A 21,246-nucleotide genomic window follows, 5' to 3' on the forward strand; every position below is an offset into this window, starting at 1 on the left:
GACTCGCCCTGCGCCCGGCCGGGGCGGTTCATGGCGGCGCGTTGCCAATGCCGGGCCAGGGGCGTGCAAGGCTGAAGCCTGATTGCGCCGCGACGGTATCGGCGACAAAGTCCAGGACGGCCCGCACGGGCGCGGAGCGGCGCAGGTCGCGATGCACCACCAGCCAGATGTCGCGCGAGAACGCGGGCCCGCCGTGATCCAGCCGCAGCAGCTCGGGGCAGTGATCGCCAAGAAAGCAGGGCAGGCCGGCGACGCCGGCTCCGGCGCGCGCCGCCGCCAGGTGGCTGCTGATATCGCTCAACTCGCAGCTGATGGCCCGCTGGCCGGCGATGTCCAGCAGCCAGCGCTGTTGCGGCATGTCGGAAAACTGAGCGTCATAGGCGATGAAGGTCCAGCTGTCGGGCTGCCGCAAGGCCGCGTAGTCCGAGCTGGCATAGAGCGCGAAAGGCATCTGGCCAAGCTTGCGAACCAGGTAGCTGGACTCTCGCGGCCGCACCAGCCGCAGCGCGACATCGGCCTCGCGCCGATTGAGCGATACCTGCTGCGCCTGGGCCGACACGGACAGCTGGATCGCCGGATGCGCGCGGCGAAAATCCGCCAGCCGTCTCGCCAGCAAGTGCGTCACCAGCACCGGCGGCGCACTGAGCGTCACCTTGCCCGCCATCGGTTCCTGGCTGGCCCGCGCCAGCCGCTCCAAGGCAAACGCCGATGTTTCCATGGCCTGGGCTTGCTCGTGGAGCCGCAGGCCCAGGGGCGTCAGGCGGCACGAGCGGGGCAGGCGCTCGACCAGGGGCGCCTGCAACTCGGCTTCCAGCGCGGCCAGACGACGGCTGACGGTGGCGTGGTCCACCTTCAGCGAGCGGGCGGCGCCCGACAAGGTGCCCTCGCGGGCGACCGCCAGGAAATGACGTAGGTTCTCCCAATCGAACATCTGTGCGTTTTCTCCAGTGTCGATTGCAATTTTAGGGAATTTACGCGCATATGGCCTGGCTCCAACATGACAGCCCATCGGTTTCATAGGATGCACTTCATGTCTTTACCCTCGACTTCGGCGCGCGGCACGTTGGCGGCGGCCGCGCTTGGCTTCGTGGTTGTCTTGCTGGATGTCAGCGTCGTCAACGTCGCGCTGGACGCGTTGCGACAGGAATTCGCCACCGACGTGGCCGGCCTGCAATGGGTCATCAATGCCTACACGCTGGTCTTCGCCGCGCTGCTGCTCACCAGCGGCGCGCTCGGGGACCGGCTGGGCGCGCGGCGCATCTTCCTGGCGGGCTTCCTGGTGTTCACCGTGGCCTCGGCCGCGTGCGGCCTGAGCGGCAGCCTGGGGATGCTGATCGCCGCCCGCTTGGTCCAAGGACTGGGGGCGGCATTGCTGGTGCCGAACTCGCTGGCCATGTTGCAGCAGGCCTTTCCCGATCGCGAGCAGCGCAGCCGCGCGGTGGGCTGGTGGGGTGCATTTGGCGGCGTGTCGCTGGCCGCCGGCCCGGTGCTGGGCGGAATGCTGGTGACGCATATGGGCTGGCGCAGCATTTTTCTCATCAACCTGCCCATCGGCCTGATCGGAATCCATCTGACGCTGCGTCACGTGGCGGCGCATGGCGGGGCTCGTCGGCGCGGCCTGGACTGGGCGGGGCAGGGCGCGGCCATCCTGGCATTGGCCGCGCTTACCATGGCCCTGACCGAAGCCGCCCGGCTCGGCTGGACGCACGGCCTGGTGCAAGGCGGCTTGTGGGCGGCGGCCGCCACCATCCTGGGCTTCATCTGGATCGAGGCTCGCGGGCGCTCGCCCATGCTGCCTCTGGAATTGTTCAAGGTCTCGACTTTCGCGGTGGCCTCCCTGGCTGGCGTGATCGTGAACTTCGCCTACTACGGCTTGATCTTCGTGTTCAGCCTGTTCTTCCAGGTGCAACAGCAGCTCTCGCCGCAACTGACGGGATTGGCCTTCCTGCCCATGACCATCGTGCTGATGGCCGTCAATGTGCTGGCGGGACGCCTGATCACGCGCCTGGGCGCCCGCGTGCTGATGGTCCTGGGGCTGGCCCTGGCGGCGGTCGGCTATGGCTTGCTGATGCCGGTCAGCGTGGACGGCAGCTATTGGCTGCTGGTCGTGCCGATGCTGATGGCGGCCAGCGGCATCGCCCTGATGGTGCCGACCATGACCAACGCCACGCTGTCATCGGTGGACGCCTCCCGGGCGGGCATTGCCTCGGGCGTGCTCAATTCCGCGCGGCAGGTCGGCGGCATGCTGGGCGTGGCGGTCTTTGGTTATTTGCTTCGGGATACCGAGCCGCAGGCCTTCATGCGCGGCATGCATCTGTCGATCGGCATCGCGGTGGCGCTGTTGCTGGCGGCCAGCGCGTTGTGCTGGTTTCGGATGGGAACGGAGCGGGCCGTGGCTTGACGCGCCACCTCCGCCGCCCTTCGCTTCATCGGCAGGCCCTCGATCGCCCGGGGCGCGCGGGGGGGATGGGCGACCAGGCCGTCCGGCATTCCCGCGACGGCGCCAGCCGGGCTGCCGGAATTCATGCGGGATGCCTGGGTTTCAAGGCCAGGCACCACGGCCACATTGCGGCAATGGACACCGCGGCGACCCTGTGCCGAGATTGTTTCATGTGGGCATGGGGCGCTTGCCGGCAATACGTCATGGCGGCGTGGATCCAGGATGCCGCCACGGCCTGGCGCCCAGCGCCGCCGAGATCCAGTCGGCGTATGCCCGCGTCTTGGCCGGAACCAGGCGCGCGGAAGGATGCACCAGGTAAATCGCCTCGCTGTCTTGCACGGGATGTTCGGGCAGCACCGGCACCAGCTTGCCGCTGCACAGTTCGGGGCCGGCCAGCCAGTCGGACACCATGGCGATGCCCGCGCCGGCAACGGCGGCCTGCACCAGGCTGTGCGCATCGTCGGTGACCAGCGGGCCGCTGATGCGAACGGAGGTGACCTTGTCGTCCTCACGCAGATGCCAAAGCGGATGCGAGGCCAGGCGGGAGAAACCCAGGCAGGCATGCCGGGCCAGATCGGCCGGCTGGGCCGGCCGGCCGCGCGCCTGCAGATAGGCGGGCGCGGCGCACAGCATGCGCCGCGAGGGCGCGAGCCTGCGCGCCACCAGCCTGCTGTCGGTCAATGTGCCGATGCGGATCGCCACGTCGAAGGACTCCGCCACCAGATCGACATAGCGGTCCTCGAAGGCCGCTTCCACGATCACGTCGGGATGGGCGGCCAGGAAGGCGGGCAGGATGGGCGCGACCCACATCCGCCCGAAGGTCGCGGGCAGGGCGATGCGCAGCGTGCCGCGCACGCTGGCGGCCGTGGCCGCGGTGTCCTGCTCGATCTCCTGCAAGGCGGACAGGGCGCCGCGCATGCGCTGATGAAAGGTCTCGCCCGCTTCCGTCAAGGCCAGCCGCCGCGTGGTCCGCTCCATCAGGCGCAGGCCCAGGCGCTTTTCAAGCGCCGTGACGCGGCGCGAGAGGATGGAGCCATCGCGCCCCAGCGCCAGGCCGGCCGCGGTGAAGCCGCCATGCTCGACGGCGGCCAGGAAAGCCGTGACCTGCTCGAACTCGGTGCCGTTCATATCTTCATATTTTGCAGAAGTGATATGTAATCCAGCCATATTAACTTCGTTTGATGAATTAATTAGTCTGTGGGCATTCATCAATGCCCTCGGCTCCCGGCGCACCCGGCGCGGACGGAGGGCGCATCGGAGCTGTGATGGAAAAGACCCATACCCCGGCCGCCGTGGACGACCGGTACAAGGTGCTGGCGGCGATCTGCGTGTCCGCGATCATCATCCCCCTGGTATTCACCGGCCCGGCGATATCCACGCCGGCGGTCGGGCGCGACCTGGGCGGCGATCAGTCCGCCCTGGGCTGGATCGTCAACGCCTATGCCATCGCCTTCGGCGGCTGCGTCATGGCGGCGGGCGCGATCGGCGACCAGATCGGCCGCAAGCGTTGCTTCGTGGCGGGGCTCTGGACATTCATCGTCACGTCCCTGCTGATCGGCCTGAGCCCCAACCTGCTGCTGCTCAATCTGCTGCGCGCCGTCGAAGGCCTGGGCGGCGCCCTGGTGCTGACCTCGGCGACCTCGCTGCTGGCGCAGGAGTTCGAGGGCGCGCAACGCACGCGGGCGTTCAGTTTCCTGGGGACCGCATTCGGCGTCGGCCTTGCATTCGGACCGATGGCGTCCGGGTTCCTGATCGAGCGCCTGGGCTGGCGCGCGCTGTACTTCGCCATCGCGCTGATCGCGGTCTTGATCCTGCTGCTGGGGACGCGCCGGATCAGGGAATCGCGCGACCCGGCGGCGCAAGGCATCGACTGGCCGGGCACGCTGCTGTTCACGGCCGCGCTGGTGGCGCTGACGTTCGGCATCGTGCGCGGTCCGCAAGACGGCTGGACCAGCCCGAGGGTGCTGTCGCTGCTGGTCGGCACGGCGGTCCTGCTGGCTGCTTTCGTCGCCGTGGAGTCGCGGCGTCCGCGGCCCATGCTGGAATTGTCCCTGTTCCGCTACCCGCGTTTCATCGGCGTGCAGTTGCTGCCCGTGGCGACGGGCTTCAGCTTCATCGCCCTGATCGTCTATCTGCCGATCTGGTTCATCGTCATCCAGGGGCGCGACGCGTTCACGGCCGGCCTGGCCATCCTGCCGCTGACCGCGCCGATGCTGGTGGTGCCGCTGCTGGCCGGACGCATCGCGCAACACGTCTCGCCCGGCCTGCTGTCGGGCATCGGCTTTCTCATTTCGGCGCTCGGCTCCTGGGCCTTGATGCGCCTGTCGCCGGATGGCGGCCTGTGGTCGATGGCGATTCCGATGCTGCTGATCGGCATCGGCAATGGCCTGCCCTGGGGCTTGATGGATGCCCTGTCGGTCAGCGTGGTGCCCAAGGAGCGCGCGGGCATGGCGGCAGGCATCTTCACCACCATGCGCGTGGCGGGGGAAGCCATCGCCATTGCCGCCATAGGCGCGGTGCTGATCGGCCTGACCGCGCTGAAGCTGGAGGCGGCGGCCCTGGCCGACGCGCTTGTGCTGCCGCAAGGCGCCACGGTCATCGCCAGCCAGATCGGAGCCGGCGCCGGACACGGCTTGCCTGCCGCTGGCGGGACCATGCAAGCCACGGTGGTCGAATACGCGCATCGCGCGTATACCGCCGCGTTCCAGGACATCTTTGGCGCATTGGCGGTGCTTTCGATCCTGACGGCCGTGGTGTGCATCGTGACGCTGCGACAGCCGATGATGGATCCGGCGCCGGAGGCGGGCGCGCGCTGAATCCGCTCGGGGCAACGGCGCAGTCTGGCGGCCTGGTGGGGTGGCGCGCACTACCGTCGCCGAAGGCCACACGCCGCCGCTATCCTGGAACATGCTCGCCTACTGTTGCTGCATGGGCTGCCTCGGCCCCGCAACTGGTGGATCGGCGGCGTTGAACGGCCGTTCATGTTCAAGGGATCGGAGAATCGAGATGCAAACAAGCAGGTTGCCCAACAGGCCGCACCCGGAGGCATGTCATGACCAGCCCGCCGGGCTTGAATCACGGTTGGACGCAGCCCGATGAAGGCGCGCTATCGATGGGCCAGCGCCATCGGGGCCCTGGTGCTGACGGCCATGACCGGAGCCTGCTCCTGGGCGCGGAATGACGTCGATCTGGCGCGCGCGCCGGAACAGGGCACGTGGGGCGTGCATCCGCAAGCCGGACTGGGCGCGGTTTGCCGGCAGACCATCGCCGCCGCGCGCCAGCGCTTGCAGGCCCTGCCCACGACCTCGATGATGGTGGTGGTCGATGGCAAGCAGTTGTTCGGCTACGGCGCGCTCGACAGGCCGAGCATCGTGTATTCGGTGCGCAAGAGCATTCTGGCGATGCTGTATGGACGCTATGTCGACAGCGGCGTGATCGACCTGGACCGCACGCTCGGCGAACTGGGCATCGACGACACCGGCGGCCTGCTGCCCATCGAGCGACGGGCGCGAGTGCGGGACCTGCTGGCGTCGCGCTCGGGCGTGTACCACGCGGCCGCCAATCCCGGCGACGATGCCGACCATGCGCCGCCGCGCGGCTCGCAGGAACCCGGCAGCTACTTCCTCTACAACAACTGGGACTTCAATGCGGCGGGCACCGCTTTCGAGATGGCGACGGGCCAGGACATCTACGAGGCGTTCGCGCGCGACATCGCGGTTCCGTTGCACATGGAAGACTTCAAGCTGTCGAGCCAGCACAAGCATCCCAACGCGTCGCGTTCGGTGCACCCGGCCTACCACTTTCTGCTGTCCACGCGCGACATGAGCCGCCTGGGCCAGCTCATGCTTCAGCAAGGGCGCTGGGACGGGCAGCAGCTCATTCCGCAAGACTGGGTCGACGCGATGCTGCGGCCCGTCACGCCGGCCGCGCAGATGCACCCGCCGCGCACCGCGGAGCGGGGCCTGGACTACGGGTTGCTCTGGTGGGTGCTGGACGAGCCGCCTTCCTCGCCGCTGGCCGGCGCCTACATGGCGTGGGGCTACTACGGCCAGTTCATTCTCGTGGTGCCCGGACGCCGGATGGTCATCGCCCACAAGCGGGACGTGAAGCCCGGCGGCGGCGACGTCGCCAGGGTCCGGCCCGCCGAATTCCTGGCGCTGGCGCGCATGTTCGCAGACGCGGACTGCCCATGATAGGCAAGCGGTTCGCGGCCGGGGCGGCGGCGGTCCATGACGCACGCGGATCCTGCGCCGGAGGAGGGTATGCGCTGAACTCGCCCGGGCATCGGGCGTCAGTCACTCCTGTCACTCAGGGTTTGAGCGGTCGAAATAAAGTTCGCCTTTTTTCCATAGGGGAACGGCGAAGATTGTTGTTCGACCAAAGTTCGCCTTTTCCGGACTCCACGTCTTCGGAGTGCAGATATTTATGCCAAAGCTCGCCTTTTTCACGGTGGACAGATCAATCGCGCACCACGTCGACCAGAAGCTAGCGTGGCCTCGACTTCGTCTGCTATCGACCCGAAGCTTCCTTTAAGACAGGGCTGCTATGCGGTCATTCAAGCCTTGCCACTTATGCGACAAACCGTGCTTGGAATTTGATCTATCGAAGTGCAAAGGCTAGAAGAGTTCTCATTGGCTCACCGTCTCAACTACAGAATACAAAAGTGCTGCCGTTAATCAGTTGTGCCGTCGTTTGTTCCAATCAGACCTCCACGGATGTGCAGACTCTATGGACCCGTACGAAAACATTGTCATAGGAAACTTTCTTTACAGTTTGGGCTTGATCGTGGGGCAACTGACCGGCGGAGAGGTGCGCCCCATGTGCGTAAATCTGCTGCAGCAATCCCCCATGGACCGACCTTTAGGGGATGTGCTGATCGAGAACGCGGGTGTTACCCGCTTGATCGAGTTCAAACGTGAGCAAAATGATTCGTTGAAGGAGGAGACAAAGCGCTTGATGCTCGAACGCACATTAGGAGGAAACGCGCGGCTGCAGTCTGTTTCGCGCGAGATTCATTGGTATATCGAGACATCGGAGAAAGTTGGAAGCCTGGTTTCTCGGGTGGTCCCATATCTTGATTTCGGCGACAGCAAGGCGTCCTCCACAAGTTTGGAGCAGTTCACGGAAGGGGCAGGACGGGCTGCCGTATTGAGAACGATCGATGACGAGACGCGCGTGGCATACAAACATTACCTAGAGCTACTTGCGTATTCGCATGGTGGACTTCAAGGCACATCTGGCGGTCTGGTGGTCACTTACAACAGGGATATGGGCATTCGCTACATCCTTTTGGCAGATATACGAGATCTCCTTCTTAGCCACAGATTGGTCAGAGAGACATACTTCGAGCGAGTCAGGCAGCAGGCAAAGGAACTAAATCATCAACGACGATACCAGCAAAAAAGATTGTCGCGAGAATTGGAGCTTAAGCGAGATGGACCATCGTTCAGCCTCTAAAGATCTTACACATGTACACGATGTTCTCGCGACCTTGCTGGAGGCGGCGCTTCGTGACCAGAAGCAGACTAGAGACGCGATACGCGCAATGGAGTTGGTATCAACAAATCTTGACGTACAAGGAAAGTCGTTGCCCGGAACAGTGTCGGCAGCGATAAACAAAGAGCTCGAGAAAGCAGTTCTTGCAGCCGCAGATATTCTTACCGGACGGGTCAAAGATGCGAATACAGGAGCTCGGGAGGCAGCTAATGCATTCCGCCGTGCCGCCAAGCACGCGACCTTGTTCGTCTTCGCTCCTGCTCTCATCATCACTGCTCTGACTATGGTCATTTGGTACGGCATCACTGCAAATTCGGTTAGGCTCCTTCGAGAGGAAAAGGTTGAACTTCAACACACGGTCAATACTTTGGGCAGCCAAGGTGGTCGTCTAATCGTCGGAAGTTGCGAAGATCGCCGCGGGAACGTGTCCATGTGCATTCAAGTTACAGCTCAAGAGTATGTGGGCGGGTATCGCATCCCGGTGCTGAGAGAATAAGAATTCTTCTCGAAGAAACGAGGCTAGCCTCATAGATCTGATTTCTTCCGGAACGATGATCTGTGTTTTGCACGCAGAGGTTCCCGCCTCTGCAAGCGATTTCTGCTTTCGACCCTGAGCAGCCGTTCGGCAGCGGTGTGCCAAAACCGGCCATTCGCCCAGCGCGAAGCCGAGAGGAAGGAATGCAAAGGGCAGAGCGGGCCTGGCCTAAGACTCCGCGAAAGCCGTGATCGGCGTCAGAGCCTCGCTGGGGCGCTCGGATCAGCAGCTATTCGAAACTCTGTTCGCCTTCCCGATCGCGCTTGCTCTCATGTTCGATCCAGCATTCGAGTTCGGGCAGCATGTCAGTGACCAATTGCCGAACCTCGCCTCCAATATTGTCACCCAGCGTTGTGATAGCCGCGCGACGCCGAACCAGGATATCGGCGAGCGATCCGCTCCAGCTGCGCGGATGCAGCCGCGACCAGAGATCACCGAGGAACGCCCGCTTGTCTGGCGCGTGGCCCAATATTTCCAGGAAGAGCGTGGAGATACCATTCTCCTCTTCGCCCTGCTGCCGCTTGAACATGGGGATGCTCTCTCCGAGCAGCGGATAGCGCCGATCCGGATCGATATTCGCCCACTGAACAAGGGTCTCGGCGCCGACATCTTCCTCCGGCGTGCCAGACCCGAAGCCCCGCTCAAACAGCCTCCGATTGCTCGGCCCGAGTTCGGGGAGCAGGAGTTCGTCGAGTGCGATCAGGGGATGGGTCTCGAAGATCGCCTTGAGGACATAACCAAGATCGTAGGACGAGAGATAGGCGGTCTCCAGTCCTGCCCGAACGCGAGCGCAGATTTCCCGCAATGTCGCCTCTCCATCAGGTCCGGCGCAGCAGACCCGAATAACGGTATGCAGCCCAAAATCGCGTAACGACTGCTTCTTTCCGAAGTCAGCGCGCAGTAGCAGCTCACGGCCAACAGCGATCAAGGATGGCGCACGTTGACGGCCTTCTTCCCGATCGCGGTAGAAGTGCATGTGCAATATATCGAGCGCGATCTCGACGCCATCGGCCAGATTGCCGATGTCGGTGAGCAGCGGGCCAAGCGCGTCGGGTGGAGACTCCTCGACACTGCCATTGGCGATACTTTGAAAATTCCGCGCCGAAAGGACGCCACGTTCGATCGCACGCCGAAGCCGCGCTATGCCTTGGGCATCGATAGCAACACGCGCCTGAAGATACGGCAGACTCGCGGCGAGATCGGGATTTTGGATCACATCCTCTAGCGTAGCGTTGGCAAAGGCCGAATCCTTGGCGTGCGCGCCATGGATAAACCCGCCCAGCACCGTCGCATTCCGGCTGTCCGCCTCGGCGGTGGAGTAGAGGTCCAGCAGTTCCCGCCACATCGCATCAAGATCGGCGGCACCCTCCGACAGGCCAATGCCGCATTCATAGGCGCGCTGCGGATTTTGTTCGGCTAGCAGTTCGGCGATGAAGACAGCGCGCGTCTCCGTGTCGTGCGCGAGTGCGGTACCGATCTCTTTCGCCAGCTTCGAGGCGCGTTCATAGGGTTTTATGACGTCGCCGTCATCCGCATCGCCATCAGCCACATCCCAACCGAAACTGCTGCGCCCAAGTACGACCGCACGGGCCTGATGGAGAAGATCGGTGGGTTTCAGACGTTCGATGAGCGCTACGAGACGGGCGCGCACCTCATCCGGCATCGCGTCGCCCTCGAAGCGCAGCGCTGTGCGGAAGCCGATCCACCCCTCGATCCAAGGTCGCTCGGAAGAAAAGTGGGTTGCTGCCCGTTCGAGCGCGTCGTGGCAGGGGGCGAAGTGCCACAGCACTCTTACACTGTGGGCAAGGTGGTCTCTTGCGTTTTCGATCATTGGCGAGAGCTCCACCGCCAAGTCGACCGCGCCGTTGTACCAGGCCCAGATGTCAACATAGGTCGGCGGGTGCCAGCCATAGTCCCGTGACCGGGCGCCGAAGTCGAAGTCGCTGGATGAATTGAAATGGTGCGCCTCCAGCAGCGCGTCGAGGGCGACGCCAGCACAGCGCACCAAAGCTGGATCACCCGATTGCGCGAACCGGCGAACGAGCGCTCGCCGTTGATCTGGCAAAGCTTTGGTGCCGGAAAGGTGTAGGTGAAACAGCTCGGCGAACATGTCCGATGCCGAGTTGTTGCGGTGGTGGGGCGATTCAGCGGAAAGGAACCGCGCAAGCAAGCTTGCAGCGCGGTCAAACAGCGGCGGATCGTAAGCGAGGAGTTTGATCAACCGTATCCATTGCCACCGGTTGCTCGACTGCGGATCGAGTATCTCACCGCCATTTGGGCCGGCAATATCTCGCTCGATCCTCACGAGCACGGCATCGGGCTCGACCGGGGCGATGTTGGCGATGATCTGAAGGCCGTCTTCTCCCAATGCTGCAAGATCGCCGAGTGGCCCGTCTGCACGGAGCCAGCGCTCGACCGCGGCCCGCGCCTCGGCGCTGTCGTGCAGATAGCCGAGGCGGCGCGAAAGGGACTTCTGCATCCTCGGTGTAAGCGACGCACAGAAGCGATCGAAATCGGCTGGCGGTATGCGTTCAAGGGCGAACCCGGCGAGCGGGTTGGCGATCGCATGCGGCAGGATAGCGCGCCACCGTCCCCGCAGCTGCACGATCCCCCGCTGCCGAAGCGCGTTCAGCGCCGCATATATCGCCGCCACTGGAACACCGCGAATAGCGGCGACCCGCACAAGTTCACCGCCTTCCGAAGTGTCCTCGCCATCGATCGAATAGAGCAGGGCAAGGTCTTCGGCAGCGGAAAGCAGATCCCGGTCAGGCTCGTTGCGCTGATGAAAAATCCGCTCGAAGAGGTCGCGGCTCTTGAGCTTTCCCAGGGTTTCGCCTTTTCCGAGCGTGTCGGCGAGAGCGCGCGCCACGCGGAAGTTTCCGTCGCTGAACTCCGATATGGTTCGCCGATCGACCTGCGTCAAATTGGGGAAGGTCTTTTCCAGCCACTGTTCCACCATTTCGGGCGATGCTGATTGCAGGCGAAAGACCTCGGTACGCTCGGGCTCGTCGTCGCGAACATCATATTCGACAGTTAAGAGACTGACTTGGCTCTCAGCTTCCGAACAGATTCGGGCCAGTTCGCTGTGCGTCGCCGGGTTACAGTTGTCGACGATTAGGATCGCGCGTCGTCTTGCGATCACCAGCTGGCGCGCCATGTCCCGTGCGGTCGGGTCAGTCTCCGCCGAATAGTCGGTATAGACGGCGAACCCCGGATCGAGCGGCGCCTCGCTCACACCTTCCTCGAACAGTGCCTGCACGAGACGAGTCTTTCCGAGGCCGGACAAGCCGATCAACCGGATACATTGGCGAGCTTTGCTCAGAGAGACGCGAAGCCGGGCGATACCCTCGCCGATGGTGAGTTGCTCGCGGTCGCTCGTTCTTTCATCGGTTAGGCAGGCCTTGTCGTTGAAGAGATAGGGCGTCTCCTCGCTCACGCCGACGCCGCACCAATCGCCGATGCTGCTCCAGCCCGACATTCCGATGCCGAGCCGCGTGCGGACCCAAGCGGCGATTCCGGGATAGTGATTGACCCATGTCGCCAGCCGGTCGCGATCGTAAAAGTCGCTATGCAACTGCCCGGCCTCAGGCAGATCGTCGAGCTGCGCCCGGATCGCATCGCGACGATCGCTCAGGGGCTTGTCTGCGACCGATCCTTGCGCGCTGACGATGATGTAAGCGCCTGAGCGAGCGGCGAATTCGGTGATGACCGGCCGTAGCCTGCCGCCAGGACGCATCTCATCGCGGATTGCACTCGCCGGCATGTCGGGCTTTTTTACCTGAAACCCTGTGTGCTGGCGCGGCACGAAATCCGGCCTTGGCAGTGCGGACGGGCACTCGACCCGGACATCAAGCCCGCCATCGGCCGCATCCTGGTTGCCGCCAGAAGTTACCGAAGAACTGGGGCAACCCTGCGCCCGCAATTCTGCCAAGGCGAGACGTGCGACGAGTGTTCGCAGATCGGCGTCATTAAGGTCGGCGACTTGTGCGCCAGTAATTTCGAACATCGTCCTTCAACCCCTCCTTGCAGCAAGTATAGGAGAGCGTGCGAGAGAACAAAAAGCGGTCAAGCGATGGTTGGTTCGCCACGGCCACGACCGAACTGTCAGTTGATCCGTCGCCACGCATGACGCCTGCGACTGGCTTGCTGAGCTGGCGCTCCAGCGCCGGTGGTCACGGCACGAGCGCGAACTCGTGCGATCCGGTGGAGAGACTGTTGGGGCGCCACCCGAGCGATTTCTGCTAGTTGCGGAGCACGTGAATCGTCTCGAGATGCTTGAGCGCCGCGCTATCTTGGCCGTTCGTGAACAAAATGCGTTTGCCCTTCACGTTGCCGAAGAACTTCTTGATCCGATTGACGCTGGCGTCGGCATCGGCATCGGCATCGGCATCGGCGCCGCCGGTGGTGCTGCCTATGCTATTTCCTCGAGAATGATCGGCGGCCTCAAAAGGGCCAGCCTGAACGAATGTCCGTTCAGCTCGATTTGCGGCTCAGAAACTGCCAGTGTGGTTCCGGCCCAGTTTTTGCCTTTTCCCGTAGGTCGCCTTGGTGGTCGCCGAATGTCAGCTGTTGGCCGGAAGCAGCCACTGACCACAGGGGCCTCCGGGCCTTCCATACAAGGCACGGCTTTCTTCTCTTACAACTCCCAACTTATAGCGGAGTGCGTCGAGACGTCCATGTCTCGTCCACAATTCCCGTACGGGCATATCCCAAATCTGGCGGCTTGAACTGTCGCGCTAATTTAATCCCGTTTATCGCAAAGTTCGCCTTTCTTCAGCCTGCAGGCTGTCCTTCCGCAAAGAATAAGAGAAGATGCCTGCGAAATGGCAGGTGTTGTCGACTAAAGCCGAAAGGCGAACTTCAACAAAAGGGCGGACTTTATTCCCGCTGCTCAGGGTTTATCCTCACAAGATCCCGCTTGCGGAAAATCAATGCTCTATAGGACACTTTGTGTCATGTGGCGGCGCGATGGCGCGTACGCTCGATAGCGGAAAGAACCGCAAGAGCAAGGGGACAGAGATGAAACGTTGGACCATGAGCGCCATGCTGGCGCTGACGGCAGCCTGGGGCGTCGCGGCGCAGGCCGCCTATCCGGACCGCCCCGTGCGGCTGGTGGTGCCGTTCGGCGCCGGGGGCATCACGGACATCGTTGCGCGCCAGGTCGGCAAGGGCCTGGGCGACGCGCTGGGCCAGCCGGTCGTGGTCGAGAACCGGCCCGGCGCGGGCGGGGTGATCGCGGCGCAGCTGGCGGCCAGCGCGCCGGCGGACGGCTACACGATCTTCATGGGCACGGTGGGCACGCAGGTGGTCAACCCGCTGATCTACCGCAAGCTGGCCTATGACGCGGACAGCTATGTGCCGCTTGGCCTCGTGTCGGGGTCGCCGTACCTGCTGGCGGTGCGGGCGAGCCTGCCGACCCAGGATTTCGCGCAGTTCGCGGCCTATGCCAAGGCCAACCCGGCCAAGCTCAATTTCGGTTCGGCCGGGCAGGCAAGCTCGCCGCATCTGGGGCTGGAGCTGCTGAAGATGACGGCCGGCCTGGACATCGTGCACGTTCCGTTCAAGAGCGGCAGCGAGGCGGTGAACGCGGCCATCGGCGGCCAGGTGGATGTGGTGATGGACGCCAGCCCCGTCATCATGCCGCACGTCGCGGCGGGCAAGCTGCGCGCGCTGGCGGTGGCCAGCGACCAGCCGCTGCCGTCGGCGCCGGGCGTGCCGCCCAGCGCGCAGGCGGGTGATGCGGGCCTGCAGATGAGTTCCTGGAACGCGTTCTTCGCGCCGGCGGGCACGCCGCCGGAGGTGGCGCAGAAGCTGAACGCCGCGCTGCGCCAGACGCTGGCTTCGGCCGAGCTGAAGCAGAAGCTGGCGGCGCAGGGCACGCAGCTCTATAGCGGCGCGCCCGAGGAGTACCAGCGCTTCATCGCGGCCGAGAAGGCAAAATGGACCGAGATCGTCAAGCGCGCCGACATCAAGATAGAGTGAATGGCCCCCCCCGAGCGCTGGCGCGCTCCCCCCAGGGGGCGCTGCTGCGGACCGGCGGAGCCGGATCCGCGCAGCCGCGCTTTGGGAGGTCTGCTTTATGCCGACGCTTGGTTCTTGCCTGAATCTGTTCTGTGCGCCTTTGGCGGCGCTTGTTTCATGGACGACTGAAATGAACATGCCTGTACATCCGCTGGCGGGGCAGCCGCTGGAACTGGCCGACACGCTGCGCTCGGGCAATGCCTGGAAGATCCGGCTGGCCTGCGGCTACATGGGGCTGGCGCTGCGCCGCCGGACCTTCGATATCGTGCAGGGCGATCTGGAGACCGAGGCCTTTGCCGCCATCAATCCGTGGCGCCAGGTGCCGGCGCTGTTGACGCCCGAGGGGCTGTGGCTGGCCGAGTCGCAGGCGATCCTGTGGTACCTGGGGCAGGGCACGTCCTGGCTGCCCGATGCGCGGCTGGCGCAGGCACAGGTGAGCAGCTGGCTGAGCTTCGAGCAGACGCAGCACATGCACGCCTTCGCCCAGCCGCGCCTGCTGATCCATCTGCGCGGCACGGCCCGGGTGGACGATCCGGCCATGCGGGAGTGGCGGCGCCAGGGCATGAAGGCGGCGGCGCTGATGGATGCGCACCTGGCGGGGCGCGAGTTCCTGGTTGGCGACGCGCCGACCATCGCGGACATCGCGCTGTATCCCTATACGAGCATGGCGCACGAGGGCGGCTACGATCTGTCGGCCCTGCGCCATGTCCATGCCTGGCTGGCCCGCATGCGGGCCTTGCCGGGCTTTACGCCGTTGCTGGAAACGGCTTGAAGGAGCATAGAAATGGCCGACACCATGCACTTGTCGAAAGAGGAATTGATCGCGCGCGCGCAGGCCGACATGGAGCGCAAGCTCGACGCGCCGGAATGGACGCTGCGCCAGAAGCTGGCGCTGACCTGCCGCATCCTGTTCGACGGCGGGCATGATTCCGGGCTGGCCGGGCAGATCACGGCGCGCGCGCCCGAGGCCGGGCGCTACTACACGCAGCGGCTGGGACTGGGCTTTGACGAGATCACGGCGGACAACCTGCTGGTGGTGGACGAGGATCTGCGGGTGCAGGAGGGCGGCGGCATGCCGAACCCCGCCAACCGCTTCCATTCCTGGATCTACCGCGCGCGGCCGGACGTGAACTGCATCATCCACACGCATCCACTGCACGCGGCGTCCTTGTCGATGCTGGAGGTGCCGCTGGAAATCTCGCACATGGACAACTGTCCGCTGTACGGCGACGTGGCCTTCCTGAAGGACTGGCCCGGCGTGCCGGTCGGCAATGAGGAAGGCGAGATCATCTCGGCGGCGCTGGGCGACAAGCGCGCCATCCTGCTGTCGCACCACGGCATGCTGGTGGCGGCCGGCTCGGTCGAGGAAGCCTGCGTGCTGGCGCTGCAGTTCGAGCGCGCCGCGCGCATGCAGCTGCTGGCGATGGCGGCAGGCGCGATCCAGCCGATCCCGCCGGCGCTTGGGCGCGAGGCGCACGACTGGATCCTGACGCCGCGCCGCTCGCAGGCGGGTTTCGCCTACTACGCGCGGCGGGCGCTCAGGACGCATCGCGACGTGCTGGGCTGAGGCGGGCCGCGCTACGGGGCGGCGGCGCGTGCGTCAGTCCGCCCGGCGGCGCTTCGGGCCGGCGTCGACCGCTGGCCGGCGCGGGGCGGGGCCGCTCGACGGACAGGCGCGTTTAGGGCATGCTTATCTGTTGTTTTCCGCTCCACGCCCGCCCATGATCGACCTGCCTCACCGATTGCGGACCCTGCGCCGCCAGCAAGCCCTGTCCCTGGAGCAGCTGGCGCAACGCACGGGCCTGACCAAGAGCTATCTTTCCAAGCTGGAAAGAGGGCTGAGCGAGCCGTCGATTTCCACCGTGCTGCGCCTGGCCGAAGCCTACGGCGTGGGCGTGTCGCAACTGGTCGGTTCCGACCAGGACGCGCAGGACGAACTCGTCAGCCTGGTGCGCGTGGCCGATCGCGAGGCCTTGCAGCGTGGCGGGCTGGGCGCGGAATACCGCTATGAATCGCTGGCCGGCCGCCGCAAGGTCAAGGCCATGGAACCCTTCGTGGTGCACCCGCCGCGCGAATTCCCCGACGCGGCGGCGGTGTTCCCGCATCCCGGCGAGGAATTCCTGCTGGTGCTCAAGGGCGCCATCGAGGTCCAGGTGGGCGAGCGCCAGTTCCGGCTCGACGCCGGCGACTCGCTGTACTTCGATTCCGAGCTGCCGCACCGCATGCGCACCGTGGGACGGACGCAGGCCGAGGTGCTGGTGGTGGCCGCCCACTGAGGCCGTCCGTCCGATTCCACCGTCTATTCCCGGTGTCCACGGCGGCATTGCGCCCCGCCGGCCACCCCATCTGGAGATCCGCCTTGAAACATGACCAATCGCGGCTGGTCCGCATCGATCCCGGCCCCATGAAACAGCCCGTGCCGGGCAAGCCCCGGCGTCCCATTTCCGGCGACGCCGCGTTCCGCACCGAAACGGCCTTCGAAGGGCTGGCCGGCAAGGCCGAGGCCGGCGTCTGGGAAAGCACGGCCGGCAGCTTCCAGGCCAACACCACCGGCTATGTCGAGTTCGGCCATATCGTCGAGGGCGCGGCGCGCCTGGTGGATCCGGACGGCACGGTCCACGAGCTGGTGCCGGGCTCGAGCTTCGTCATGCCCGAAGGCTATACCGGCCGCTGGGAAGTCGACCAGTTCGTCAAGAAGATCTATTTCATTTCGCGCCAGGGCTGAGCGCCGCCGGCGCGCGCCTCAGGGCGAGGGCCGTTGCGGGTAGGCCGAGGTGCCGAAGGTATTGCCCATGCGGTTGCCGATGGTGGCCGGCGTGGGCAGGCCCATCTGGTTGGGCGGGCGGTGGGTGATGGCCTCCGACTCCAGCGTGGGCGGCGGCTTGGGCGCGGCGTCCGGCGCCATCTTCTGGTTCAGGCATTCATACGACAGGGCGCGATAGCCATTGACCTCGGTGTCGATGCAGGCCGTGGCCGCCTTGCCGGCCTTGGCGTCGGGCGTCGTCGCGCCGGACGTTGCCGTGCCGGACGGCTGGCCCTGCGTTTCGGCGGCCATCGCGGAGGCGGCGGCCAGGGCCGCCGCCAGGAACAGGGTGTGCAGGCGCATATGCGCTCCTAAGGTTCTTCCATGCCGGCCATGTGCCGGACCGGCCCGCGCCCGCCGCGAGGACTCATGCCCGCCACGAGCGCGTGAATCCAGTATAGGGACAGGTTCACCGCTTTGGGTGACGGGTATAAGACGGTGGTCCGCCCCGCTCATGCCGGCTTGTCACGATTGCGTCACCCACCGCCCCTAGCATGGCGGCTTTCGTGTGTCGGAGCGGGTGGCGCGGTTGCGCCGCCGAGGCGATGCCTGTCCATTCCTCTATCCTTTCGTGGCGATGACGGTCCGTTTCGCCGGCCTGTGCCTGCGCACGGGCGGCGCCTGCCTGACGCTGGCCCTGTGCTGGCCGCCCATCCTGGCGCGGGCGGAAGCGCCGTCCGCCCTGATCCCGTTTGCCATACCGGCCCAGCCGCTGAGCCAGGCGCTGGTCGCCTATAGCCGGGCCAGCGGCATGACCGTGTTGGTCGACAGCGGTCTGACCGAGGGTCGGCAGGCGCCAGCCCTGGACGGCCGATATACGGCGGGAGATGCGCTGCGCAGGCTGCTGGCCGGGTCGCCCCTGTCGATCCGCTATGCCAGCGAGTATTCGTTCACTCTGGTGGCGGACGCGCGGCCGGCGCGTCCACGGCAGCCACGCCTGCGCGACACCGCCCATGCCGCCAGCCTGCAGGCCGCGTTGCGCCGCGTCCTGTGCGCGGCGGCCGGCACCGCGCCCGGCGGCTACCGCGCGCTGGTACAACTGTGGTTCGACGGGGATGCGCGCGTCAGCAAGATGAACTGGATCACCCGCAGCGGCCAGGCCGCGCGCGACCAGGCCTTGGAGCATGCCTTGGCGGACATGCGCGCGGGCCCTTTGCCGGTGGATCTGCCGCAGCCCGTGACCGTGCTGCTGGAGCCGCGCGCGGCAAGGCAATGCGACATGCTTGAGGGCGCATCCGGTGGCTGAGGGCAAGACGCCGGGGTTTCTGAAAGCGCTGTTTCTCGAGCGCTACAACGACTTTCGCAATCAGCTCAAGCGCCGGCTGGGATCGGAAGACCTGGCGCACGACGCGATGCAGGAGGCGTTCCTCAAAGTCAACGAGCTGCCGCCGGGCATGCCGGTGCAGCAGCCGGCGGCCTATCTGTTCCGGATGGCGCTGAACGCCGCCGAGGATCACAGGCGTCGGGATTCACGGCTGCTGACGGGCGTGGAGATCGGCGAACTGATCAATGTGGCGGACGAAGCCTCGGACCCCGCGCGCATCGCGCAGGGTCGCAGCGAGATCGAGGTCTTTCGCCGGGCGTTGCGCGGATTGCCTGAGCGCACCCAGCAGATGTTGCTGGCCGCGCGCGTGCATGAATTGCCGCATGCGGAGATCGCCAGGCGCTACGGTGTGTCGGAGCGCATCGTCTCCAAGGAAATCAAGCGCGCGCTGGACCACTGCGGCCGCGCGCTGCGCGCGGGCGATGAACAGGGCGGGGAGCCATGGCCTTGATGATGATGCCGCGCGCAAGGAAAAAAGCGGGCGCCGGGCCGAGAGCTGAGGCGCAGGCCTGGCTGCTGTTGCTGACGTCGGGGCGCGCCACCGAGGCCGACGCGGAGGACTTCCAGCGCTGGCGGCGGGCGGATCCCGGGAACGAGACCGCCTTTGCCGAACAGCAGGGACTCTGGCGCGCGCTGGGCCCCGCGCTGCGGGAGGAAAGCGCGGCGCGCGCCAGGGCGCCCGCGCGACGGCCGGCCATGGGGCGGCGCGCATTCCTGGGCGGCGCGGTGGCGGCCTCGGCCGCCTATCTGGCGCTGCGCCCGCCGCTGGGGCTGTGGCCGGGCATCGGCGAGCTGTCCGCCGACTACCGTACCGCGCGCGGCGAGCAGCGTCGCCTGACGCTGGGCGATGCGCTGGACGTGCAGATGAACACCCTGACCCGCATCAATGTAACGGTCGGCGCGGACGGCGCCAAGCTCATCGAGCTGGCCGACGGCGAGGCCGAGGTGCGCGCTGGCGCCGAGCCCGCTCAGGTGGTCGCGGGCGCCGGCCGGATCCTGGCGCGCGACGCCAGCTTCAACCTGCGTTACGTCGACGGCGAGGCGCGGCTGTGCTGCCTGTCGGGAACGGTCCGCCTGACGCATGCGCAGGGCGTGTTCGACCTGGGCGCGCAGCGGGAGCTGCGCTACGACGGGCGAGGCGTACAGCCGCCGGCGCCGGTGGACACGGATCGTGTCGTTGCCTGGCGGCAGGGTTGGCTGGTGTTCGACCAGCAGCCCTTGTCCCAGGTGGTGGACGAGCTGAACCGCTATCGCCGTGGCCATCTGGTGCTGATGAACGAGCAACTGGGCAAGCGCCTGGTACAGGCGCGCATCTCGCTGGCACAGATCGCCGACGCGGAGAAATTGATACGCGACGCCTATGGCGCGCGCCTGACCCACTTGCCAGCCGGGGTCGTGCTGCTGTCGTGAATTATTTGTGACAGGGTTCCGGTCGGCGCTTTTCCATCCGTCTGTCTTGCTCTAGGTGGCGAACACGCGCGATTGGAACAAGGAAAGGCGATGATGCGGGCACGGGACACGGGCAGGGCAACGACGAATCCGACGGCGGGCGCAGGGGCGCCGGCGGCGCGCATGCGCAGGGCCGCGCCAGCGGGTTGGCGCTTGACTCCGGCCTCGCAGGCGATCGCGGCGCTGCTGATCGCCGGCGGCGCGGCGGGCGCGGCGCAGGCGCAGTCGCGGGCCTTCAGCCCCGGCTGGTTCGCCGACAAGGGCGCGGCGCAATCGGCTGTGCAGCGCTCGGGCCGCCTGCCCGACGGCAGCGTGGCGGGCATCGGTAACGCCGCACAGCAACAGGCGCAGTCGCGCCAGCAGCTGCAGCGCTCGCTCGACAACCTGAACCGCACGGCGGCGGCCGTGGCCGCGCAGCAGGCGGCGCAGGCCGCCGCACGCGCGGCGGCATCGGCCAACGGCGCCGGCGTGCCGGATGGGCTGACGCCGGGCGGCCTGTGGGCAGCCGAGGGCGCGCAGGCCAAATGGGAAGGCGCCAAGGCGCCGCAGAAGAGCGCGGCCGATGGCCGCCAGGTCGTGACCATCGAGCAGACACAGTCGCGTGCCATCCTGAACTGGGACAGCTTCAACGTCGGCCGCGACACCACGCTGCAATTCAAACAGAACGCTTCCGACGCGGTGCTGAACCGCGTGGTGGGCGCGTCCGCCAAACCCAGCGAGATCCACGGTTCGATCAAGGCCGACGGCACGGTGCTGGTGGTGAACCAGAACGGCGTGATCTTCACCGGCACCAGCCAGGTCAACGCGCGCAACCTGGTGGCGGCCGCCGCCACCATCACCGACGAGCAGTTCCGCGACAAGGGCATCTACACCGATGCCAACGGCACGCAGCCCACCTTCAAGGACGCGCTGGGCAAGATCGAGCTGCGGCCGGGCGCGAGCATCGCCACGCACGAACCGGGCAGCGCCACGCGCGGCGGCGGCTATGTGCTGCTGCTGGGCAGCGAGGTCCGCAACGCCGGCCAGATCTCCACGCCACGCGGGCAGGCGGCGCTGGCGGCGGGCGACGACTTCTACATCCGCAAGGGCTACGGCACCGACGGCAACGTCAAGTCGACGACCACTGGCAACGAGGTTGGCACGACGATCAAGGCCGGCAGCACGGCAGGGCTGGTGCG

The 21,246-nt window shown here is 65.9% G+C and carries 19 protein-coding genes; 15 read left to right on the plus strand and 4 right to left on the minus strand.

What is annotated here, in order from left to right; translation table 11 throughout:
• Nucleotides 1-28 precede the first annotated feature (28 nt).
• Nucleotides 29-931: a LysR family transcriptional regulator gene (locus tag AC6LJ9_RS26380; protein WP_498149836.1), complete on the minus strand. Its 903-nt coding sequence runs from the start codon at nucleotides 929-931 to the stop codon at nucleotides 29-31.
• Between the two features lie 99 nt (nucleotides 932-1,030).
• Here AC6LJ9_RS26380 and AC6LJ9_RS26385 point away from each other — a divergent pair, with 99 nt between their 5' ends.
• Nucleotides 1,031-2,401: an MFS transporter gene (locus tag AC6LJ9_RS26385; RefSeq protein ID WP_498149837.1), complete on the plus strand. Its 1,371-nt coding sequence runs from the start codon at nucleotides 1,031-1,033 to the stop codon at nucleotides 2,399-2,401.
• A 240-nt stretch (nucleotides 2,402-2,641) separates the two neighbouring features.
• On the opposite strand, the gene AC6LJ9_RS26390 is transcribed toward AC6LJ9_RS26385, so the two are convergent.
• Entirely contained in the window at nucleotides 2,642-3,568 is a 927-nt protein-coding gene (locus AC6LJ9_RS26390) for a LysR family transcriptional regulator (protein ID WP_498149838.1), read from the minus strand.
• A gap of 137 nt (nucleotides 3,569-3,705) precedes the next feature.
• Here AC6LJ9_RS26390 and AC6LJ9_RS26395 point away from each other — a divergent pair, with 137 nt between their 5' ends.
• From AC6LJ9_RS26395 to AC6LJ9_RS26410, 4 genes are all read left to right on the plus strand, one after another.
• Nucleotides 3,706-5,256 (plus strand): MFS transporter, encoded by a 1,551-nt coding sequence (locus AC6LJ9_RS26395; RefSeq protein WP_498149839.1) that lies wholly within the window; start codon nucleotides 3,706-3,708, stop codon nucleotides 5,254-5,256.
• A gap of 279 nt (nucleotides 5,257-5,535) precedes the next feature.
• Nucleotides 5,536-6,633: a serine hydrolase domain-containing protein gene (locus AC6LJ9_RS26400; protein WP_498149840.1), complete on the plus strand. Its 1,098-nt coding sequence runs from the start codon at nucleotides 5,536-5,538 to the stop codon at nucleotides 6,631-6,633.
• A gap of 535 nt (nucleotides 6,634-7,168) precedes the next feature.
• Nucleotides 7,169-7,897 carry a hypothetical protein gene (locus tag AC6LJ9_RS26405; protein WP_498149841.1) on the plus strand — a complete coding sequence of 243 codons (729 nt, stop codon included), beginning with the start codon at nucleotides 7,169-7,171 and terminating at the stop codon, nucleotides 7,895-7,897.
• Nucleotides 7,875-8,432: a hypothetical protein gene (locus tag AC6LJ9_RS26410; RefSeq protein WP_498149842.1), complete on the plus strand. Its 558-nt coding sequence runs from the start codon at nucleotides 7,875-7,877 to the stop codon at nucleotides 8,430-8,432. The genes AC6LJ9_RS26405 and AC6LJ9_RS26410 overlap by 23 nt, the downstream gene beginning before the upstream one ends.
• Before the next feature lie 268 nt (nucleotides 8,433-8,700).
• On the opposite strand, the gene AC6LJ9_RS26415 is transcribed toward AC6LJ9_RS26410, so the two are convergent.
• Nucleotides 8,701-12,477 carry a hypothetical protein gene (locus tag AC6LJ9_RS26415; protein WP_498149843.1) on the minus strand — a complete coding sequence of 1,259 codons (3,777 nt, stop codon included), beginning with the start codon at nucleotides 12,475-12,477 and terminating at the stop codon, nucleotides 8,701-8,703.
• A 250-nt stretch (nucleotides 12,478-12,727) separates the two neighbouring features.
• Between AC6LJ9_RS26415 and AC6LJ9_RS26420 the strand changes: the two genes are divergently transcribed.
• From AC6LJ9_RS26420 to AC6LJ9_RS26445, 6 genes are all read left to right on the plus strand, one after another.
• Nucleotides 12,728-13,198 carry a hypothetical protein gene (locus AC6LJ9_RS26420; RefSeq protein ID WP_498149844.1) on the plus strand — a complete coding sequence of 157 codons (471 nt, stop codon included), beginning with the start codon at nucleotides 12,728-12,730 and terminating at the stop codon, nucleotides 13,196-13,198.
• A 292-nt stretch (nucleotides 13,199-13,490) separates the two neighbouring features.
• Nucleotides 13,491-14,453: a Bug family tripartite tricarboxylate transporter substrate binding protein gene (locus AC6LJ9_RS26425; protein WP_498149845.1), complete on the plus strand. Its 963-nt coding sequence runs from the start codon at nucleotides 13,491-13,493 to the stop codon at nucleotides 14,451-14,453.
• 175 nt (nucleotides 14,454-14,628) lie between these two features.
• Nucleotides 14,629-15,264 carry a glutathione S-transferase family protein gene (locus tag AC6LJ9_RS26430; protein ID WP_498149846.1) on the plus strand — a complete coding sequence of 212 codons (636 nt, stop codon included), beginning with the start codon at nucleotides 14,629-14,631 and terminating at the stop codon, nucleotides 15,262-15,264.
• Between the two features lie 12 nt (nucleotides 15,265-15,276).
• Complete coding sequence (locus tag AC6LJ9_RS26435) at nucleotides 15,277-16,059, plus strand: aldolase (RefSeq protein WP_212312792.1); 783 nt, start codon at nucleotides 15,277-15,279, stop codon at nucleotides 16,057-16,059.
• A 154-nt stretch (nucleotides 16,060-16,213) separates the two neighbouring features.
• Nucleotides 16,214-16,768 carry a helix-turn-helix domain-containing protein gene (locus AC6LJ9_RS26440; RefSeq protein WP_498149847.1) on the plus strand — a complete coding sequence of 185 codons (555 nt, stop codon included), beginning with the start codon at nucleotides 16,214-16,216 and terminating at the stop codon, nucleotides 16,766-16,768.
• Nucleotides 16,769-16,851: 83 nt separating this feature from the next.
• On the plus strand, nucleotides 16,852-17,217 hold the full coding sequence (locus AC6LJ9_RS26445; RefSeq protein WP_498149848.1) for a cupin domain-containing protein: 366 nt from the start codon (nucleotides 16,852-16,854) through the stop codon (nucleotides 17,215-17,217).
• A gap of 18 nt (nucleotides 17,218-17,235) precedes the next feature.
• Here the strand turns inward: AC6LJ9_RS26445 and AC6LJ9_RS26450 are convergent, their stop codons facing one another.
• Nucleotides 17,236-17,598: a hypothetical protein gene (locus tag AC6LJ9_RS26450; RefSeq protein ID WP_498149849.1), complete on the minus strand. Its 363-nt coding sequence runs from the start codon at nucleotides 17,596-17,598 to the stop codon at nucleotides 17,236-17,238.
• A 274-nt stretch (nucleotides 17,599-17,872) separates the two neighbouring features.
• Here AC6LJ9_RS26450 and AC6LJ9_RS26455 point away from each other — a divergent pair, with 274 nt between their 5' ends.
• The 4 genes from AC6LJ9_RS26455 to AC6LJ9_RS26470 form a co-directional block, all read left to right on the plus strand.
• Complete coding sequence (locus AC6LJ9_RS26455) at nucleotides 17,873-18,541, plus strand: STN domain-containing protein (protein ID WP_498149850.1); 669 nt, start codon at nucleotides 17,873-17,875, stop codon at nucleotides 18,539-18,541.
• Nucleotides 18,534-19,070, plus strand: coding sequence for an RNA polymerase sigma factor (locus tag AC6LJ9_RS26460; protein ID WP_349291598.1), 537 nt, complete (start codon nucleotides 18,534-18,536; stop codon nucleotides 19,068-19,070). Before AC6LJ9_RS26455 ends, AC6LJ9_RS26460 begins: the two co-directional genes overlap by 8 nt.
• Entirely contained in the window at nucleotides 19,061-20,029 is a 969-nt protein-coding gene (locus tag AC6LJ9_RS26465; RefSeq protein ID WP_498149851.1) for a FecR family protein, read from the plus strand. Before AC6LJ9_RS26460 ends, AC6LJ9_RS26465 begins: the two co-directional genes overlap by 10 nt.
• 192 nt (nucleotides 20,030-20,221) lie before the next feature.
• Nucleotides 20,222-21,246: two-partner secretion domain-containing protein (locus AC6LJ9_RS26470; protein ID WP_498149852.1), on the plus strand; the 1,025-nt coding region annotated here is incomplete at its 3' end.

The sequence above is a fragment of the Achromobacter sp. 1011811831 genome (assembly GCF_059760905.1).